This is a genomic window from Nannocystis punicea (assembly GCF_026965555.1).
Lineage (GTDB): Bacteria > Myxococcota_A > Polyangia > Nannocystales > Nannocystaceae > Nannocystis > Nannocystis punicea.
Genome location: NZ_CP114040.1, coordinates 11,349,739 through 11,368,380 on the forward strand (window position 1 = coordinate 11,349,739; position 18,642 = coordinate 11,368,380).

Below are 18,642 nucleotides of genomic sequence, written 5' to 3' on the forward strand. Positions count from 1 at the left end.
GGCCCCGAAGCGACGAAGGGACATGTCCGCATGGACATGCCCCTCGCGCCCTGTCCCTCGGGACCTGTCCCCTAGAACGTGATGACCGGGCCGATGTTGAGGTCGATGAGGAGGCTGGTGGTGCGCGGGAACCACACGCCGACCTGCAGCTCGCCGAACAGGCCGAAGTGCTTGGCGGCCTGCCAGTGGAAGCCGAACACGCCGCCGATGAGGCCGCCGCCGATCCGCACCGTGTCGATGCGCTGGGACTTGTCGGCGTTGGCGGTGACCTGGGCGGCCTGTTGGCCGGCCGCCAGGCTCGCCGGCGAGCTCGGGTCGGCGCAGTCGTGCTTGTACGGCCACACCGCGGTGCACTGGCCGCCGCTCTCGAACGCGGTCTCCTTGTCGTCGGGCACGCTGTTGCCGTTGCGGTCGTTGGCGAAGCCCATGGGGACGCGGAGGCGGGTGAAGCCGCCGCCGAGGAAGCCGCCGACGAACAGGCGGAACTTCTTCTCGTCGGAGCCGAGGAAGTACTTGATCTTGAGGCCGCCGGCGATCGTCACGCCCGGCTTGCTGCGGATGCCTTCCGGGTTGGGGTTCGTGACGTCGTTCATGTACGAGTCGGGCAGCGAGGCCTTGGGGTCGTCGCGGTAGACCTTGGAGCCGGTCACTGCCTGGATGCGGAGGAAGCCGGAGAGCACCAGCTTCTTGCCGATCCGGCCGCCGATCTCGGGGGCGATGTGGAACGGCGCCGAGGCCATGCCGGTGCTGACCTTGTGGTGGGCCGCGCATTCGCCGGCGTTGTAGTTCATCGCCAACTGGTCGACCGTGTACGGCGCGCCGTAGGCCATCACCGCCGCGCCCATCTGCGCCTGGTACTGGATCGGGTCGCCGGGCAGGTCGCCGGTGCCGCTGCTCCACCGCGCCAGGGCGCAGGCGAACTCCTTGACGCCGTAGTTGAAGTTGCCGGCCGGCGTGTACTGGCTGTAGCTCTGGTCGGCGACGCCGCGGGCCACGCCGATGCCGGTGCCGAGGCCGAGGTTGATGAAGATCTTCGGCAGCGAGTGCTTCGGCGGCGGCGGCTTCTCCGGCTCCTTCTCCTTCGGCACCTCCTTGACGCACTTGACGTCGGCGACGAGGGGGTTGTCCTGCGCGCCCTTGTTGCCGAGCGCCTTGTTGGCGCCGTCGTAGACGTAGACGAAGTACTCGACCGGCTTGTCGCCGTGCTCCGAGGCGAGCACCTGGGCGGTGGCGATGTTGCCGAACGTGTCCATCGTCACCGACTTGAACTCGCCGGAGTCGCCGACGTTGCGCCAGTAGAGGCCGACCTGGCCGCCGTCGGGGATGCCGGAGGTCAGCACCTCGAACTTGAGGTCCTGGCCGCAGCCGTCGGTCGACGGCGAGGTGTGGCGGACCGCCTCGCTCGGCGCCGACGCGCCGGAGTCCTTGCGCGCCTTGTCGAGCAGCTTCTGCAGGTCGGGCGAGCGCAGCTCGGTCGGCAGGCTGACGTTGTAGTCGGCCTTGACCGCGTCGACGAACGCCGCGGTGGTCTCGTTCTTGTTGCCGGAGTTCGAGAAGATGATGACCGCCCGCAGCATCCGCAGCGGCGCGGTCGCCGGGTCGTCCGTGGTGGTCCCGGCCAGCGCCTGGTCGAGGGCCGCGAGCGCCGGGTCGAGCTCGAGGTTGTTGTACTGCCCGAGCGCCTTGTTGTAGGCGGCCTTGAGGTCGTCCCGCGAGTCGGCGAAGGCTGTCCCGGAGGACAGGATCACCGCCAACGACAGGGCGGCGGACAGCAGGCCCGCAGGGCGGCGCGGGTCGACGAGTCGACGGGGACGGACGAGGGTCTGCGTTCGCACAGGATCTCGAGCTCCTTCTAGCCGAACGCCGGCTGGGAGCCGGCGTTGGGTGTCCAGGGGGTTCGGCGCGCGGCGCCGATCACTGGATGGTCTTCTTGCAGTCCTTGAGGTTGAATTCCACGCGGCGGTTGTTGGCGCGGCCCTCGTTGGTCTTGTTGCTGTCGATCGGCTTCTCCTCGCCCCAACCGATCGGCTCGAGGCGAGCGGTGTCGATGCCGGCCTTGACCAGGTAGTCGCGCACGCTGTTGACGCGCTTCTGCGACAGGGTCTTGTTGTACTTGTCGGAGCCCTTGCTGTCGGTGTGGCCCTCGATGAAGATCTTGATGTCCGGCGCGGCGTTGAGCGTGTCCTTGACCTCGTCGAGCACCTTGAAGCTCTTCGGGTCGATGTCCCACTTGTTGAACTTGAAGTAGATCTTGTCGCTCAGCTTGATCTGGCAGTTGTCGATCTTCAGCACGTCCGGGCAGCCGTCGTCGTCCTCGACGCCGTCGTAGTCCTCCGGCAGGTTGCGGCAGTCGACCTCGACGCCGTTCTCGGTCTTCTTGTCCTTGTTGATCCAGTTGTACGTGCCGTCGGCGTTGCGCACGAGCTCGGCCGCGTCGAGGATCTTGTCCTTGTCGTTGTCCGGGTCGGGGCAGCCGTCCTCGTCCTCGAAGCCGTCGAAGTCCTCGGGGTCGTTCTTGCAGGTGTCGTTGACGTCGAGGATCGTGTCGCGGTCGTTGTCCGGGTCGGGGCAGCCGTCCTCGTCCTCGAACTGGTCGATGTCCTCGGGCTCGTTGCGGCAGTCGACCTCGCGGCCGTTCTCCGACTTCCGGTCGTTGGTCGACCAGGTGTACGACTTGCGGGCCTCGTCCTTCGTCAGCTTGTCGGCGTCGAGGACCCCGTCCTTGTCGTTGTCCTTGTCGGGGCAGCCGTCGTCGTCCTCGAAGCTGTCGAAGTCCTCCGGGTCGTCCGGGCACTTGTCGGCGATGTCGTCGTAGCCGTCCCAGTCGCGGTCGTTGGCGCCGACCGGCGGGCGGTTGACCACGTTCGGGTCCTTGCAGCGGACCGGGTCGGTCTTCTTGCGCGCGAGCTGGGTGTACAGCTCGGCCTTCTCGGCGTGGTCCTTGCCGCGGTAGTACTCGCCCATCGCCAGCGCGTCGCGCGAGAAGCGGATGTTCGCCTCGGCGATCGCCGTCTCCTTGGGCGCGCAGTCGATCGACTTCGAGCCGTCGGCGATCGCCCCCTGCAGCACCGTGTCGGTGCCCTGGACCTTGCCGAGCAGGCGCTCGCCGAGACACCCGAGCCCGACGAAGGAGCTCGCCACCGTGGCGACGACACAAACAGTAAGGCGGTTCACTTGCCACCTCCGACCTTCACGCCGGCCTTGACCTCGCCCTTGGCGCCGCCCGCATCCTTCGAGCCGCTCGCCTTCGCGTCGCCGCTCGCCTTCGCGTCGCCGGCCGCCTTGCCGTCGGTGGTCCCGGCCGGCAACTCGTCGGGGGTCGCGACGCCCTCGGCGCGCTGGTCCATCTGCCCCTTGCGCCGCATCTCGGCCTTCTTCTTCGCCTCTTCGGCGAGCTGCTTGGCGCGCTCGCCGTAGTCGAACGAACGCTCGTATTCGCTGTAGCCCATCAAGATCTTCGACTGCTCCAGGTAGGTCACCGAGCCCCAGTACTCATAGGGGGCGTTCTCCTCGGCGCCGGCCGCCTCGGCGTCCGCCACCGCCCGGGTCGACTCCTTGGCCACCTTCTTGAGGTACCCAAAGGGTCCACAGCCCGCGGTACACGCGGCCGCGACGACGATGGGGATCAGCTTGACGAATCGCGTTGTTCGCAGCACCAGAAGGCTCCCTGGTTCGAGATCGTGGCAGGCGTCGATTGGAGGGGTCGTAAGGTCCGGCCCCGGGCCCGAGAGGGCCAATAAGGAGCCGGGGGTCTGCCCGGGCGGGCGCGGCGACTGCCGAAATCGCCGCGACGATACCAGGGGCCGGCGCAAAGGGTCAACAAGCCGACCTCCGCCGTCTCGGCCCCGACAGGGCCGCCCTGCACGCCACTTCTGTGATAGCGGCCGCGGCTGCTGAGTCCCTGCGAACCGTGGGGAAAAGCCCTGCCTGGTTCGCCCGGTCGCTCCTGGTTCTCCCGGCCACTGGCGGGTACGCTGCTGGCCGATGTCGTCACGCCGCGAACGGCCGCTCTCCGCGCGCCCGGCCGCCCGCCTCGCCGCCGGGATCGCGCTCGCAGCGGGCCTCGCCTGCACCCGCGTCAGCGACACGCCGCGCTTCGAGCCGATCTCCGAGCGCCTCGAGATCCTCGAGACGATCCCCGGCCCGATGGCGGACGACGTGCCCCCCGGGGCCCAGATCGACTTCTGCTTCTCCGGCACCCTCGACCCGCGCGCCCTCGACGACCTCGACGCCTCCCTGCGCTCCGGCCTGGTCATCTTCGACGCCCAGCTCGACCTGCAACTGTTCGCCTGGCGCCCCCCGGGCGAGAGCAGCGGCACCGCCGACGCCCCCTGGTGCCCCGGCAGCGTGGTGTCCCTGCGGGCCAAGGAGCCGCTGGTCCCCGGCGTCCTCCACCGCGTCCGCCTCGCCCCCTCGGCGGTCGGCTGGGCCGGCGAACAGCTCGACGTCACCACCCCCGGGTGGGTCGCCGACGACTCCGGCCCCCTCTTCATCCTGCAGTTCTACGTCCGCGAGCCCGAGGACGGCGACAAGACCGACCCGCCCGCGCCCGCGCCGACGCTCACCGACCTGTTCGCCCCCGGCCAGGTGTTCGCCGCCAACAACCCCGCCTGCAGCTGCCACCGCGACCCCGACGACCTGGCCTACGAGCGCCTCGACCTGTCGTCGCCGCAGGACGCGTTCGCCGGCCTGGTCCTGCCGACCCGCCGGCAATCGACCGGCTTCCCGATGGTCGTCCCCCGCCGCCCCTCGGAGAGCTTCCTCGTCCAGGTGCTCCTGCGCGACGACGAGGGCCAGGCCCTGCACGGCGTCCGCGGCGACCCGATGCCCCCCGACGCCCCCCTCCCTTACCCGGAGATGCTGGCCATCGTCCGCTGGATCGAGGGCGGCGCGCTGCCCTGAGATCGCGCCCGGATCGCCGGCCGAGGGCCGACGCGGACGGGCATCCTTCGCGGCCGAAGCGGCCTCGGCAGCTCAGGGTGACTTGCCGCCGGGATACTCGGGCTGCTCGAGCTCCCGCAGCGTCGTCAGCATGCTCTGCAGGCGCTTGGCCCGCTCGCGAGCCTGCTCGCGCGTCCGCTCGAAGTCGAGGTCCTTGAGGCCGAGCGCCGAGGCCCGGTCGTACAGGGCGATCGCCTCTTCCTGGCCCTTGAGACAGCTTTGGATCTGGTCGGCCGAGATCACGTTCTGCCCGAGCTGCTGGTCGAACACCAGCTTGCACGGCCCGCGCTCGGCGTCGCCCTCGGCCTTCATTCCTTGCGTGTACACCTCGCGGGCGGACTCGCCGCAGCCGAGGACGAGGACCAACCAGAGCCCGAAGCAAAGCCGCGGCATGCTTCAACCCTACACCTTCTCGCGGCCCGAGCGAGCGCCCCGCGACCGGGCTGAGCCGAGGTGGTCGCGCAGCCTGAAGTTCGACCCAATCCGCCCCGAGCGCTCGGGCCTCGCCGAGGCACCACCGTCGAGCCGGAGCCCGAGAGCACGCACTGAATTCCTCCCGGCCGGCCGCCATCCTCGCTCTCGTCCACCCCTGCGCGACCTCTTCGTGCTCCGCCTTGGCACGCGACCTTTTCGCCTCCATGGCCCGCTGGCGCGCGAGAGCGTGACCTCTTCGTGCTCCCCCTGCCCGCCTGCCGGCACGCGACCTTTCGCCTCCATCGGCCCGCCTGCCGGCGCACGAGAGCGCGACCTCTTCGTGCTCCCCTGCCCGCGTGCCGGCACGCGACCTTTTCGCCTCCATGGCCCGCCGGTGCACGAGAGCGCGACCTCTTCGTGCTCCCCCCTGCCCGCCTGCCGGCGCGCGACCTTCTTCGCCTCCATCGGCCCGCCGGCGCGCCAGAGCGTGACCGCTTCGTGCTCCCCCTGCCCGCCTGCCGGCGCGCGACCTTTTCGCCTCCATGGCCGGCGCACGACCTTTACTTTCCCGCAGCCCCGCGGCCGTGCCTCGGTCTCCGCGCCCTCGCCCGCCGCGATTGCCCCGACAACGCCGTCCCGCTGCCCCCGCGCGTGAGCCAAGCCCCGCGCCGCCCGCGCTCCGCGCCCCCGCGCGCGTGCTAGCTTCGCCGCCGGTCGCCATGCGCCTCCTGCGGCAGCCCACGCCCCTTCCCCCCGGCACGGCAGCGTGCATCGGCGCCTTCGACGGCCTCCACCTCGGCCACCAGGCGCTCCTGCGCCGGGCCGCGGCCCTCGCTCCGCGCGTCGCCCTCGTCACCTTCGACCCTCACCCGGCCCAGGTCCTCGCGCCCGAGCGCGCCCCGCCGCGGCTCCAGACCCTGGCCCAGCGCGCCCGGGTCGCGGCGGCGCTGGGCGTCGACAGCCTGGTCGTCCTGCCCTTCACGCGCGCCCTCGCCGACACCGCCCCCGACGCCTTCGTCGACCAGCTCCTGCTCGGCGGTCTGCGGCCGGCCGCCGTCGTCGTCGGCCCCGACTTCCGCTTCGGCGCCGGTCGGGCCGGCGGCCCCGACGACCTGCGCCGCCGGCTCGTCCCGGCCGGCGTGCACGTCGAGGTCGTCGCCGAGGTCAGCCTGCCCTCCGACCCGGCCCAGGCCAAGCTCGGCAGCTCCGGGATCCGGCGCGCCGTCGAGCGCGGCGACCTGCCCGCGGCGGAGGCCATGCTCGGCCGCGCGTACAGCGTCGAGGGCCCGGTCGTCCAGGGCGCCCGCCGCGGCCGCGGTCTCGGCTTCCCGACCGCCAACGTCGCCGTCCGCAACCCGCTGTTGCCCCCGCCGGGCGTCTACGCCGGCGCGCTCGCGCTCGTCGCCCCCGACCGCGACGCCGGCACCCTCTGGCCGGCAGTCATGAATCTGGGTCAAAACCCGACCTTCGGCGAAGGAGCGGCCCAGACCCTCGAGGTCCACGCGCTCGACGTCGACCTGGGCCAGTCGCTCTACGACCGCCCGGTCGAGGTCGCCTTCGCCGCCCGCCTGCGGCCCGAGGAGCGCTTCCCGTCGGCAGCCGCCCTGGTCGCGCAGATCGCCCGCGACATCGAGGTCGCGCGCCCCCTCCTCACCCCGGCCTGGCTGGCCCACGCGGTCCTCGGCGCCGCCTCCACCTGGGACGACCATGTCTGAAGCGCCCGCCCTCGTCAGCGCCACGCTCGCCCAGCTGTACATGCAGCAGGAGCACCTCGAGCAGGCCCGCCGGGTGCTCGCGCGCGTGCTGGCGGCCGATCCACTGCACGGCCACGCCCTCGTCCTGGCCGAGCGCCTGGCCCACCGCTCGCGCGCGCGCCTCTACGCCGCCTTCCAGCCGGGCCGTGGCGTCGTCGTCCGCTGGCACGACGCCCCCCCGGACCCCGCCCTGCACCTGATCCTCGCCGTCTTCCGCCCGGTCCCGGCCCTCCCCGGCCGTACGAGCACCTGGATCACCTCGGCCCGCTGCCGCGAGCAGGCCGGCGAGCACACCTTCGAGATCGCCGGCGGCCCGCGCCCGAACCCCGCCAGCGCCAGCCTGTGCCTGGCTCGCCTCGGCGCCGATGGCCTGCAGCTCCTCGCCGTTCACGAGGCGATCTCCTGGCCCACCCCGGCGGGCCCGTAAACGGCCCGCACCGACCCTGAGTGGCGCGCGGCGAGACTCGGCCTCGATCGCGCCGAGGTAACGGTCGCTCGTCGCATCGGCGCCGCGCCTCCGCCCCGACCCGTCGCCCTCTCGCCGCATCGGCGCCCCTCCCCCGCACCCCCCCCCGTGCCGAGGTCGACCGCCGCTCGAGCCTCGCCGCATCGGCGCCCCTCCCCCGGACGTACCGAAGTAGGCGTCCCGCGCGGCTCCTCCTCGCTGCATCGGCACCGCCTCCCGACGGCCGCTCGCCGGCGCCCCTCCTGCTCGCCCGCGCCCTCGCTGATCGGGCGCCCCGGGCGTGTCGAGAACGCCGATCGCCGCATTGGCGCCCCTCCTCCGCACCCCCCGCGTGCCGAGGTCGACCGCCGCTCGAGCCTCGCCGCATCGGCGCCCCTCGCCGGCCCCGTATTCCCGACCGCTCGCCCGCCCGCGCCCCTGGTGTCGGCGCGCACAACGGCGACGCCTGGGCGGCCCCGTGCGCGCCCGCGGACGCGCGCGCGCCTGGGAGCCTGTGCTAGTGTCCGGCCCGCTCATGTTTCGCGGAGCACTCACCGCCCTGATCACCCCCATGCGGCGCACCGCCGGCGGCGCGTCCGAGCTCGACGAGCCCGCGCTGGTCGCCCTGGTCGAGGCGCAGCTCGCCGCGGGGATCCACGGCCTCGTGCCGTGCGGCACCACCGGCGAGGCGTCGACCCTGAGCGTGGGCGAGCACCTCCGCGTCGTCGAGCTCGTCGTCAAGACCGTGCGCGGGCGCGTCCCCGTGCTCGCCGGCGCCGGCGCCAACGACACCGCCAAGGCCATCGAGCTGGCGAAGGCCTGCAAGGCCGCCGGGGCCGACGGCACCCTGCAGGTCACTCCTTACTACAACAGGCCGACCCAGGCCGGCCTCGTCGCCCACTTCCGCGCCGTCGCCGAGGCCAGCGGTCTGCCGGTCGTGGTCTACAACGTGCCCGGGCGGACCGGCTGCGATCTCCAGGCCGAGACCGTCGCCGAGCTGGCCGCCGACCCGAAGATCGTCGGCATCAAGGACGCCACCGCCGACCTGAACCGGGCCGCGCGCATGCGCGAGCTGCTGGCCCACCGCCGCGACTTCGCCCTGCTCTCGGGCGACGACTTCACGGTCTTCCCGTTCCTCGCGCTCGGCGGTCACGGCGTCATCTCGGTCACCTCCAACGTCGCCCCGCAGTGGGTCGCCGCGCTGTGCAACGCCGCCGCGGCCGGCCGCTGGGACGACGCCCGCGCCCTGCACGACCGCCACTACCCGCTCGCCCGGGCCCTGTTCGGCCAGCCCAACCCGATCCCGGTCAAGGCCGCGGTCGCCCTCCAGGGCCGCTGCACCGACGACATCCGCCTCCCGCTCCTCGCCCTCGACCGTCCGAGCCGCGACGGTCTGGCCGACACCCTGCGCAGCCTCGGCCTGCTGTCCTGAGAGACAGGTCCCAAAGGCCAGCCTCCTCCCATCACCATGACGACCGAACGCCTCGTCCCCATCAGCATCGTCGGCGCCCGCGGGCGCATGGGCAAGACTCTCATCCGCGAGATCGTGCTCAGCGACACCATGATCCTCGAGGCGGCAGTCGACCGCGAGGGCGGCGCCGGGCTCGGCCAGGACGCCGGCCGGCTCGCCGGGCTGCACGACATCGGCGTCACCGTCGTCGACGACCTCCGGCCGCGGCGCAACAGCGTCGTCGTCGACTTCTCGCTGGCCCCCGCCACCGACGCCAACATCCGCCGCTGCGTCGAGGCCGGCGTGCCCCTGGTGCTCGGCACCACCGGCCTGCAGAAGGCCACCCGCGAGCTGCTGCGCGAGGCCTCGCGCGAGATCGCCATCGTCAGCGCCGCCAACTTCAGCGTCGGCGTCACCCTGCTGACCAAGATCGCCGGCCTCGTCGCCGGCTCGCTCGGCGAGAGCTGGGACGCCGAGCTGCTCGAGATCCACCACAGCCACAAGCGCGACGCCCCCTCGGGGACGGCCCTGCGGATCGCCAAGGCCGTCGCCAAGGCCACCGGCCGCGACCTCGAGGGCGTCATGCGCACCGACCGGGCCGCCGAGCACGCCCGCCCGCGCGAGCGCGGCGAGATCGGCGTCGCGGCCGTCCGCGGCGGCGACTCGATCGGCGAGCACACCCTCATGTTCCTCGCCGAGGGCGAGCGGCTCGAGCTGACCCACCGCGCCTTCGACCGGGCGATCTTCGCCCGCGGCGCCCTGCGAGCCGCCCGCTGGGTGGCCGGCAGGTCGCCGGGTCTCTACACCATGGCCGACGTCATCGGCCTCGGCGACCTCGGCTGATGCGCGACCGCTTCGACCTCGAGCTGGTGCGCCGCAGCAGCTCCGCCAGCGGCGAGCTCGCGACCTTCGCCGTCGGCGTCCCGGCCGACCTGCTCTATTTCGCGGGCCACTTCCCGGGCGAGCCGGTGCTGCCGGGGGTGGCCCAATTGGTCGCCCTCGTGCTCGACCGGGTGCGGGCGCTGTGGCCCGAGCTGGGCGAGCCGACGCGGGTCGGCAGGCTCAAATTCAAGCAGCCGATCGCCCCCGGCGACGCGCTGGAGCTCACCGTCGAGCTCGAGCGCGGCGAGGAGGCGCCGCGGGTGCACTTCCAGATCGATCGCGAAGGCCAGGCCTGCACCGTGGGGGTCATGACCTTTGCCACGGCGGCCGAGTCGCAGGCTTGAGCGCCGGCGCCGTCCATCGGCTATGTCATCACCTCCCGGAGGACTTGTGGAAGCAGTTCGAACCGTCGACGTCGCCGTGCTGGGCGGCGGCCTCGCAGGCAATCTGATCGCCCGTCAACTCCGCCGCCAGGTCCCCGGCCTGTCGGTCGCGCTGTTCGAGAAGAGCACCCAGGGGTCCTTCAAGGTCGGCGAGTCCTCCGTCGAGATCGCCGGCAACTATCTCACCCGCCGGCTCGGCCTCACCTCGTATCTCTACCAGCACCAGCTGCCCAAGAACGGCCTCCGCTTCTTCTTCGACACCCCCGAGAAGAACGCCGACCTGTTCAGCATGACCGAGCTCGGCAGCCGCCACCTGCTGCGCCTGCCCTCGTTCCAGCTCGACCGGGCCCGCCTCGAGACCGACCTCTTGCGCATGAACCGGGACGCCGGCGTCGACATCCACGTCGGCGCCAAGGCCCACGACCTCGCGCTGTCGCCGGCCACCGACGCCGGCCCCGGCATGCACGAGTTCACCGTCACCGAGGGCGAGCAGCAGACCCGGTGGCGCTGCAAGTGGCTGATCGACGCCAGCGGCCGCGCCAGCCTGGTCGCCCGCGACCAGGAGCTGCGCGTCCCGACCGACCTGCCGATCAGCGCCGTCTGGGGCCGGTTCCGCGGCCACGCCGACATGGACGACATGGGCCCGCCGGAATTCCGGGCCCGCGTGCAGCACACCGCCCGTTTCCTCAGCACCACGCACTTCTGCTACCCCGGCTACTGGATCTGGTTCATCCCGCTGGGCCAGGAAGTGATGAGCGTCGGCTGGGTCGGCGAGAAGGCCCAGTTCAGCGACGCCTGGCGCAAGCCCGAGGGCTTCCTCGAGTTCCTCAAGGGCCACCGGGCCGTGTGGGACCTCCTGCGCGGCGGCGAGGCCGAGCTCATCGACATCCTCTCGTACAAGCAGCTGGCCTACGGCACCAAGCGGTTCTTCCGCGGCGAGGACCGGTGGTTCCTCCTCGGCGAGGCCGCCGCCTTCACCGACCCCTTCTACAGCCCCGGCAGCGACTTCATCTCGATCGAGAGCGACTTCATCGTCGACATGATCGCCCGCGACGCCGCCGGCGAGAGCCGCGCCGACATCGCCGACCGCTCGAACACCTACGACGAGTTCATGCAGTTCCGGTTCGCCGCCACCGTGCTGCTCTACCGCGACCTGTACTCGGTGCTGGGCAGCTACGAGCTGCTGAAGCTCAAGTGGGACTTCGACATCGCCTGCTACTACAACCTGTGGGCGGCGCCGTTCTTCACCGACCAGCACCTCGACCTGCGCTACTTGAAGGGCGAGCTGCGGCGCAAGGACTTCGTGCTCCAGGGCCTGGAGACCTTCGCCCGCTTCTTCAAGCAGATCGAGGGCGAGATGCACGCCCGCGGCGGTTACTACCGCAAGAACCTCGGTCACTTCTGCTACCAGCTCGACCTGGTCGACTTCATGGACGACATGTTCGCGCCGCGGCCGCGGCGGCAGGTGATGCGCACCACAGAGGCGATCTTCAACGGCACCCGCGACCGCGGCCTCGCCATCTTGCAGGAGCTGGGGGTCGTGCCGACGCGTGACGCCCCCTCCCTGCCCCTGTACGAGTTCATGCTCCAAGACCCCCTCGCCTGAGCCGGCCGCGCCTGCCGCTTCGTCAGGCCTCCGGGCCCCGAAGCGGCGCGCCGAGCCCCCCGGCGAGCGCCTTTACCTCCCCGGGCCCTGCAAGTACCATTCGCCGAACGACCCCCAGCATGACGCGCGCGGAAATCTACAATCGGATCGTCGGGATCCTGGTCAAGAGCTTCGAGCTCGACCCGAACGACATCCGCCCCGAATCCCGGCTCTTCGAGGACCTCGACCTCGACAGCATCGACGCCATCGACATGTTCGTCGAGCTCCACGATGTCACCGGCCGCCGGATCGACGTCCAGGTCGCGCGGAAGATCCGCACCGTCGAGGACATCGTCAAGCTCGTCGAGTCCGAGCTCGCCAGCGCCAGCGTGCCGCCGACCCAGGAGTGACGGGCCCGTGGCCTTCCCGCCGCTCGACGAGATCTTGCCGCATCGGCCGCCGATGCTGCTGCTCGACGCGCTCACGGCGGCCGAGGTCGAGTCGGTGACCTGCAGCGCCACGGTGCGGGCGGGCGCCCCGTTCGTCGACGGGGAGCGGGTCTCCTCGCTCATCGCCCTCGAGTACTTCGCCCAGGCGGTCGCCGCCCTGTTCGCCTACAAGGCCCGCGGCGGCGGCGGCGGGCCGTTCCGCGGCCTCTTGCTCGGCGCCCGCGACCTCGAGCTCGCGGTCACGCACCTGCGCGTCGGCGACGTCCTCGACGTCCACTGCCGCGAGCAGTGGGCCAGCGGTCCGGTCGCCCAGTACCACTGCCTCCTGTCGCGCGGCGACGAGCGGCTGGCCACTGGCGCAGTCACCGTCCTGCGCGGCGACCCGGCCGAGCTCGCCGCGGCCTCGCCCGCCGCCGGGTCGTCCGACCTGTCCTCCGGGCCATCCGGGAGCGACCTGTCCTCCGGGACAGCCGGCGGCCCTCGCCTCGACCTCGTGGAGCCCGCGTCATGAACCCGCGTCGTGTCGTCATCACCGGCGTCGGCATCGTCTGCCCGATCGGCCACAACTTCTCCGAGGTCGACGCCGCGCTGCGGAGCGGCCGGCACGGCATCGTCGCCATGCCCGAGTGGGACCGCGTCGGCGAGATGCGGACCCGCCTGGCCGGCGTCGTCAGCGGCCTCGACCTCGAGCGCCGCTGGCACCGCAAGAAGGTCCGCACCATGGGCCGCGTCGCCCTGCTGGCCGCCTACAGCGCCGAGCAGGCGCTGGCCGACGCCAGGCTCGACGAGGAGACCCTCGGCTCGGGCGTCACCGGCCTGTCGTACGGCTCCAATTCGGGCTCGTCCGAGGCGCTGGCGGAGTTCTGCACCACCCTGCTCACCACCATGAGCATGAAGGGCCTGCAGTCGACCAGCTACCTCAAGTTCATGCCGCACACCTGCGCCGCCAACCTGGCCCAGTTCTTCGGCATCCGCGGCCGCGTGGTCCCGGTGACCTCGGCCTGCGCCAGCGGGGCCCAGGCGATCGGCAGCGCCTACGAGGCGGTCAAGTACGGCCTGCAGGACGTCATGGTCGCCGGCGGCGCCGACGAGATGCACTACACGACCGCGGTCACCTTCGACCTGATGTTCGCCACCTCGACGAACTACAACGACCGCCCGGACCTCAGCCCGCGGCCGTTCGACGCCAAGCGCGACGGCCTGGTCGTCGGCGAGGGGGCCGCCACCGTCGTGCTCGAGTCGTACGAGCGGGCGCGCGAGCGCGGGGCCACGATCTACGCCGAGATCCTCGGCTACGGCACCAACTGCGACGGCCTCCACATCACCGCCCCCTCCGAGCAGGGCATGCGCGAGGCCATGCGCCGCTCCCTGCGCGACGCGGGCCTGGCCCCCGACCGCGTCGACTACGTCAACGCCCACGGCACCGCCACCGACATCGGTGACGTGGCCGAGAGCAACGCCACCCGCGAAGTGTTCGGCCGCCCGGTCGCAGTGTCGTCGACCAAGAGCTATACCGGCCACACCATGGGCGCCTGCGGGCCGATCGAGGCCGCCTTCTCGGTCGCCATGCTGCAGGGCGGCTTCCTGGCGCCGACGCGCAACCTCGTCGAGGTCGACCCCCGCTGCGCCGACCTCGACTACGTGCGTGAGGTCCGTGACGTCCGGCCGGCGGTGATCATGAGCAACAACTTCGCCTTCGGCGGCGTCAACACGAGCCTCCTCTTCGGCCGGGTCGACTGAACCGGCCGCGGGCGCACGCCCAGCGAGGCGCGCCTTTGCCCTCGCGCCTCCTTCCCCCGGCCATCAGGCAGTCCCCTCGCCGTGCCCAAGTTCCTGCGCATCCCCCTGAGCGGCTTCGCGTTCATCGGCTTCTTCTCGTTCGGCTGCATCGCCGGCTGGCTGGCTCTGCCGATCCTGGCGATGTGGCCCGGCAGCCCGGAGGCCAAGCGGCGCCGGATCGAGCGCATCATCTGCGCGATCTACCGCGGCTTCATCGGCTTCCTCAACCTGGTCCGGCTGATCGAATACACCCGCCCGGAGCTCCCGCCCGACTTCCCGCGCGGCCGCGGCTACGTCCTGATCGCCAACCACCCGTCGCTGATCGACACCCTGCTCCTCATGGGCCTCGCGCCGGGCCTGTCCTCGGTGGTCAAGCCGCACTGGTACAGCTCGTGGATGCTGCGCGTGCTGATGCGCTACGCCAATCACATCCCCGGGGCCGACCGCACGGCCGCGCTGACGGATGGCACTTCGGACATGTCGCAAGATGCAGGCTCGGACGGCGACATGCCGGCGGTGGTCGATCGCATGGTGGCCCACCTGCAGGCCGGCCACGCGCTGGTGATCTTCCCCGAGGCGTCGCGCTCGTGGGAGCGCAAGATGCGACGCTTCCGCCGCGGCGCCGTCGAGGCGGCGGTGCGAGCCGGGGTGCCGATCGTGCCGGCGTTCATCTCGGTCAACCCTCCGATGTTGATGAAGCACCAGCCGTGGCACGAGGTGCCCGACCGCCGCGGAGCCTACCGCGTCGAGTTCTTCCCGGTGGTCGAGACCGCCGGCCGCGACCTCGACCCGCGCCAGCTCAACCGCGAGCTGCGGGCCCTGTACGACGGTCGCCACGCCGAGATGCTGCGCGAGCGCGACGCCCCGGCGCTGGCGGCCGCCCCGGTCGCACAACTGCCGCAGACCTGAGCGTACTGGCACGATTCTCGTTCGCGGACCTTCGATTCGCAGCGAGTAGGTTTGGGCGCAGCTCGCTTCGCGAATTGCCGACTGCGCCTCGCGGGGGCCCGGGGAAGGCTGCAGCCGTGAGAGGCCGACCCGCCGTCGTCGGCTTCGCTGGCAGATGTCTTTCAGGGCAGGTCATGGGGCGCCTGTTCGACGGCCAGGTCTGGCCGCCGAACCGACGCCTTCTCGCATCAATTACGGCGTGTCCTCCTCCTCGGCGAGCATCAGGGCGACGAACTGCGAGCAGGGCCGATTCCTCGAGCCGACCCGCCCAGCGAAGGTGGCGATCCGCGCCAGCGGAGCATCAAGGCATCCTTTCTGCGCGGACTCCCGAGTAGACCCGTAGCGTCACGATCGCAGTCTGTCTCGCCGACGAACAAGCATCAGACCTGGCTCCTGAGCAAACGCCGGCCGCGCCGTCTCGGGCCCGCGGCTCCATGCGCGCGCATTTTTCTATTTAGAGAAAAGAATGCGCGCGCATGCCGGGTGATGCGCGCGCATTGGCGGCAGGGTCAGGGGTCGTGGTCCTGCGGCGCGGTACGGATGTTGCTGCACCCGCGCTTCGACTCCGATGAAAGGATCTGGATTGCCCCGCGACACTATCGAGCTCACCTCATCGCCGGCGTCGACCGACGCGCCTATCGGCCCACGCCTCCGTTGCTCATCTTATCGTCGTCTGTGTACCGCGACGCGCGGCCTCGTGCTGGCCGCGCCGGTCCTGAGCGTGGTGCTGCCGGCCCCGCGCGCTCTGGCCACCTGCGAGCAGCCGGTGTACATCATCGCCCATCGTTGCAACGACGACGACGACGTGCCCGACGTCGTCGCCGCGCACGGGGTCAACGCCATCGAGGCCGACTTCTCGTGGGGCGACGACCGCTGGGCGGTCGAGCACGACCCGCTCGTGATCCCGACCTCGACGTACATCGAGGACTGGCTCGACGGCGTCAACGCCGTGCTCGACGACCCGAGCTCGCCGCTCGGCCTCATCATCCTCGACATCAAGGACCCCGACGGCCCGCTGCTCGACCTCTACAACGAGGTCCGCGGCGCGCTCGGGCCCGACATCAACCTGATGTTCTCGATCGCCGACTTCGACGACCGCGGCGAGTTCGACAAGATCGAGGCCGCGATCGCGGCCGACCCGCGCGCCGGCGTGGCCATCGATTACCTGGTCGACGATCAGACGATGAGCGCGGTGCAGAACCACTTCATCGGCACCGGGATCGGCAAGTACTGGCTCGCCGACGGCTACAACGTCACCGTGGAGACCCCCGAGAGCGTCGAGATCAACGTCGCCGAGGGCATGGACATCCGCGACTCGGAGAACGACTGCAGCGCCTTCCACGGCGTGTACACCTGGACCTACGAGAAGCAGTCGACGATCAAGTCGTTCCTCGACCAGGGCGTCAACGGCATCTTCATCAACGCCGACGAGTGCCACGTCGTGTGGGGCGCCGTCGATCTGTGGTCGGCAGGCCAGGCGGTCAACTATGCCAAGACGCTGCCGGGCATGAAGTTCGCCGCCCCGGGCGACAACCCGTTCGCCCACGTCGCCCCCACCTTCCCCTGCCCCGAAGACCGCGTCGTCGAGTGCGCGGCGCCCGACGGCACGCCCGCCACCGACCCGCAGATCTTCGGCTTCCTCACCGTCCACGGCGCGGACATCGGCCGCTGCGACGACGTCGACGTCGACACCGACGCCCCGGCCTTCTTCACCTGCGATACCACCACCAGCGTCATCTTCACCGCCACCGACTCCGGCGTGTGCAGCCCGACCAGCACGTGCGAGGCCAGCGTCACGGTCCAGGACACGATCGCCCCGCTGATCGACTGCCCCGACGACATCGCCGTCGATCCGCAGAGCCCGGACGGCACCGTCGTCACCTTCGCGGCCGCGAGCGCCGACGTGTGCGACGCCCTGCCCGTGGTCGACTGTCCCGACTCCGGCGCGACCTTCGCGATCGGCTCGGAGACCCAGGTGACCTGCACCGCCCTCGACTTCTCCGGCAACCAGGCCCTGTGCTCGCTGCAGATCAAGGTCTACACGCCCGAGGAGGTGGTCGAGAACCTGCAGGCGGTCGTCGACGGCCTCGCCGGCAGCCTCAACGGCGGGCAGCTGAACAGCCTGCACGTCCAACTCGCCGGCATCCTCGAAGCGCTCGACAACCCCAACGGCAACGCCGCCTGCGGCAAGCTCGGCGCCTTCCACACCAAGGTGTCCGCGTGGGTCGACAACGGCATCCTCACCGCCGCGGAGGCCCAGCCGTTGCTGCAGTCGACGACCAACCTGCTGGCGACCCTGTCCTGTTGAAGGACACTCGACGCAGTCCATGGGCGCGACGCTGCTGCGACCCGCACGAGCCCTGCGACGGACCGCTCCGACTCGAGCGGTTCCTGTCGCAGGTCGTCGCCTCGGCGACCCGGCGCGCGCCAGATCTATCCCGCGGCGAGCAGCGACGCGCCCGCTCCATCCTCTACCCGAGTCGTCGCCGCGAAGGTCCCGGGGCCGTGAATCGCCGGGGCCGCTGCTCCGCGAGCGGCAGACCCCTCGCCGCTGGCGAATGGTGCGCCCACCGGCGATCGAGGTGACCGCGAGCGACGGGGCCGCGTCGGACCTCGATCACCCGCAGTGGTTCGTCCGTCACCACCTCGCACGCCTCCACCTCCCGGCGACTGCGCGAAGCGCACGAGCGACCGACGTGTCATCGGCGCGTCATCGCCCGCCGCGTGAACCCGGCTCGTTGCCTGCTACGCTCCACGCGTGGTGCCTCGCGTATCTCTGGTGGCAGCGTTCTTCCTCGGCCTGTTCGTCGGCATCGCCCCGGTCGGCGATTCGCGCGCCGGCAACTGCCAGAAGGCCGGAGACTGCCCCACCGGCTTCACCTGCGCGCGCGGCTCGTGCGTCGCCGATCAGCTGCGGTGCGTGTTCGCCTGCACTGGCCGCGACGTGCAGGGCGAGTGCGTCACCTACGGCCAGGACTTCTGCGCCGCCGACGCGGTGTGCGCCAAGGATTGCGCGGTGCGCAGCACCTACGGCGACTGCCACACCTGGGACGCCGACGCCTGCGGCGAGGCCTACGCGTGCTCGGTGCGGTGCAAGGAGCGCAGCACCGACGGCACCTGCCTCGCCTACGACCGCGACGCCTGCGGCACCCGCTACAAGTGCGCCAAGCACTGCGTCCAGCGGGCCCAGAACGGCACCTGCATGGCCTACGGCCCCGACGTCTGCGGCCCCAGCATGGCCTGCACCCAGCGCTGCCTGACGCGCTCGACCCACGGCGACTGCACCATGTGGGGCCAGGACGTGTGCGGCCCCTCGGCCACCTGCGCCCGCCGCTGCACCTCGCGCGACGGCGGCGGCACCTGCCTCGGGTGGGGCGGCGACGTGTGCGGCGAGGGAGCCGTGTGCATCAAGCACTGCAACAGCCGCGGCAGCTTCGGCGCCTGCTTCGGCTTCGGCCCCGACCAGTGCGAAGCCGGCGGCTGAGCGAGCGCCGCTCGGGCGTCCGCCCGATGGCGCCCTTCCCCTATCGCCTCGCAGCGCGCGCGACGACTCGCCGCGAAGAGTGCCGCGCCGCGAGGTCGCCGGAACGGGCGCTCATCCCGACCCTTCCC

17 protein-coding genes are annotated in these 18,642 nt (G+C 71.5%); 13 read left to right on the forward strand and 4 right to left on the reverse strand.

All coding sequences use genetic code 11. The features are described from left to right. Positions 1–71: 71 nt before the first annotated feature. From O0S08_RS43565 to O0S08_RS43575, 3 genes are all read right to left on the reverse strand, one after another. On the reverse strand, positions 72–1,835 hold the full coding sequence (locus O0S08_RS43565; protein ID WP_269035416.1) for a hypothetical protein: 1,764 nt from the start codon (positions 1,833–1,835) through the stop codon (positions 72–74). A gap of 79 nt (positions 1,836–1,914) precedes the next feature. Beyond that, positions 1,915–3,174 carry an OmpA family protein gene (locus O0S08_RS43570; protein ID WP_269035417.1) on the reverse strand — a complete coding sequence of 420 codons (1,260 nt, stop codon included), beginning with the start codon at positions 3,172–3,174 and terminating at the stop codon, positions 1,915–1,917. Then, positions 3,171–3,656, reverse strand: a complete 486-nt coding sequence (locus O0S08_RS43575; RefSeq protein ID WP_269035418.1) for a DUF4398 domain-containing protein — start codon at positions 3,654–3,656, stop codon at positions 3,171–3,173. The genes O0S08_RS43570 and O0S08_RS43575 overlap by 4 nt, the downstream gene beginning before the upstream one ends. Before the next feature lie 328 nt (positions 3,657–3,984). Between O0S08_RS43575 and O0S08_RS43580 the strand changes: the two genes are divergently transcribed. After that, a complete protein-coding gene (locus O0S08_RS43580; RefSeq protein ID WP_269035419.1) occupies positions 3,985–4,902 on the forward strand; it encodes a hypothetical protein in 918 nt (305 codons plus the stop codon). 72 nt (positions 4,903–4,974) lie between these two features. Here the strand turns inward: O0S08_RS43580 and O0S08_RS43585 are convergent, their stop codons facing one another. Next, a complete protein-coding gene (locus O0S08_RS43585) occupies positions 4,975–5,334 on the reverse strand; it encodes a hypothetical protein (protein WP_269035420.1) in 360 nt (119 codons plus the stop codon). Positions 5,335–6,074: 740 nt separating this feature from the next. Between O0S08_RS43585 and ribF the strand changes: the two genes are divergently transcribed. The 12 genes from ribF to O0S08_RS43645 all read left to right on the forward strand — a co-directional run bounded on the left by ribF (position 6,075) and on the right by O0S08_RS43645 (position 18,514). Further along, positions 6,075–7,070 (forward strand): riboflavin biosynthesis protein RibF, encoded by a 996-nt coding sequence (ribF, locus tag O0S08_RS43590; protein WP_269035421.1) that lies wholly within the window; start codon positions 6,075–6,077, stop codon positions 7,068–7,070. After that, a complete protein-coding gene (locus O0S08_RS43595) occupies positions 7,063–7,536 on the forward strand; it encodes a hypothetical protein (RefSeq protein WP_269035422.1) in 474 nt (157 codons plus the stop codon). The genes ribF and O0S08_RS43595 overlap by 8 nt, the downstream gene beginning before the upstream one ends. Before the next feature lie 553 nt (positions 7,537–8,089). Further along, a complete protein-coding gene (dapA, locus tag O0S08_RS43600; RefSeq protein WP_269035423.1) occupies positions 8,090–8,986 on the forward strand; it encodes a 4-hydroxy-tetrahydrodipicolinate synthase in 897 nt (298 codons plus the stop codon). 36 nt (positions 8,987–9,022) lie between these two features. Continuing rightward, positions 9,023–9,847: a 4-hydroxy-tetrahydrodipicolinate reductase gene (gene dapB / locus O0S08_RS43605; RefSeq protein WP_269035424.1), complete on the forward strand. Its 825-nt coding sequence runs from the start codon at positions 9,023–9,025 to the stop codon at positions 9,845–9,847. Next, complete coding sequence (locus O0S08_RS43610; protein ID WP_269035425.1) at positions 9,847–10,230, forward strand: ApeI family dehydratase; 384 nt, start codon at positions 9,847–9,849, stop codon at positions 10,228–10,230. The genes dapB and O0S08_RS43610 overlap by 1 nt, the downstream gene beginning before the upstream one ends. Positions 10,231–10,276: 46 nt before the next feature. Further along, complete coding sequence (locus O0S08_RS43615) at positions 10,277–11,875, forward strand: NAD(P)/FAD-dependent oxidoreductase (protein WP_269035426.1); 1,599 nt, start codon at positions 10,277–10,279, stop codon at positions 11,873–11,875. Positions 11,876–11,994: 119 nt separating this feature from the next. Then, positions 11,995–12,264 carry an acyl carrier protein gene (locus O0S08_RS43620; protein WP_269035427.1) on the forward strand — a complete coding sequence of 90 codons (270 nt, stop codon included), beginning with the start codon at positions 11,995–11,997 and terminating at the stop codon, positions 12,262–12,264. Between the two features lie 7 nt (positions 12,265–12,271). Further along, positions 12,272–12,814: a hotdog family protein gene (locus tag O0S08_RS43625; RefSeq protein ID WP_269035428.1), complete on the forward strand. Its 543-nt coding sequence runs from the start codon at positions 12,272–12,274 to the stop codon at positions 12,812–12,814. Beyond that, positions 12,811–14,043, forward strand: coding sequence for a beta-ketoacyl-ACP synthase (locus tag O0S08_RS43630; protein ID WP_269035429.1), 1,233 nt, complete (start codon positions 12,811–12,813; stop codon positions 14,041–14,043). Before O0S08_RS43625 ends, O0S08_RS43630 begins: the two co-directional genes overlap by 4 nt. Positions 14,044–14,124: 81 nt before the next feature. After that, entirely contained in the window at positions 14,125–14,991 is an 867-nt protein-coding gene (locus tag O0S08_RS43635; RefSeq protein ID WP_269035430.1) for a lysophospholipid acyltransferase family protein, read from the forward strand. A 736-nt stretch (positions 14,992–15,727) separates the two neighbouring features. Next, positions 15,728–17,338, forward strand: coding sequence for an HYR domain-containing protein (locus O0S08_RS43640; RefSeq protein WP_269035431.1), 1,611 nt, complete (start codon positions 15,728–15,730; stop codon positions 17,336–17,338). A 450-nt stretch (positions 17,339–17,788) separates the two neighbouring features. Continuing rightward, complete coding sequence (locus O0S08_RS43645) at positions 17,789–18,514, forward strand: hypothetical protein (RefSeq protein WP_269035432.1); 726 nt, start codon at positions 17,789–17,791, stop codon at positions 18,512–18,514. Positions 18,515–18,642: the final 128 nt, after the last annotated feature.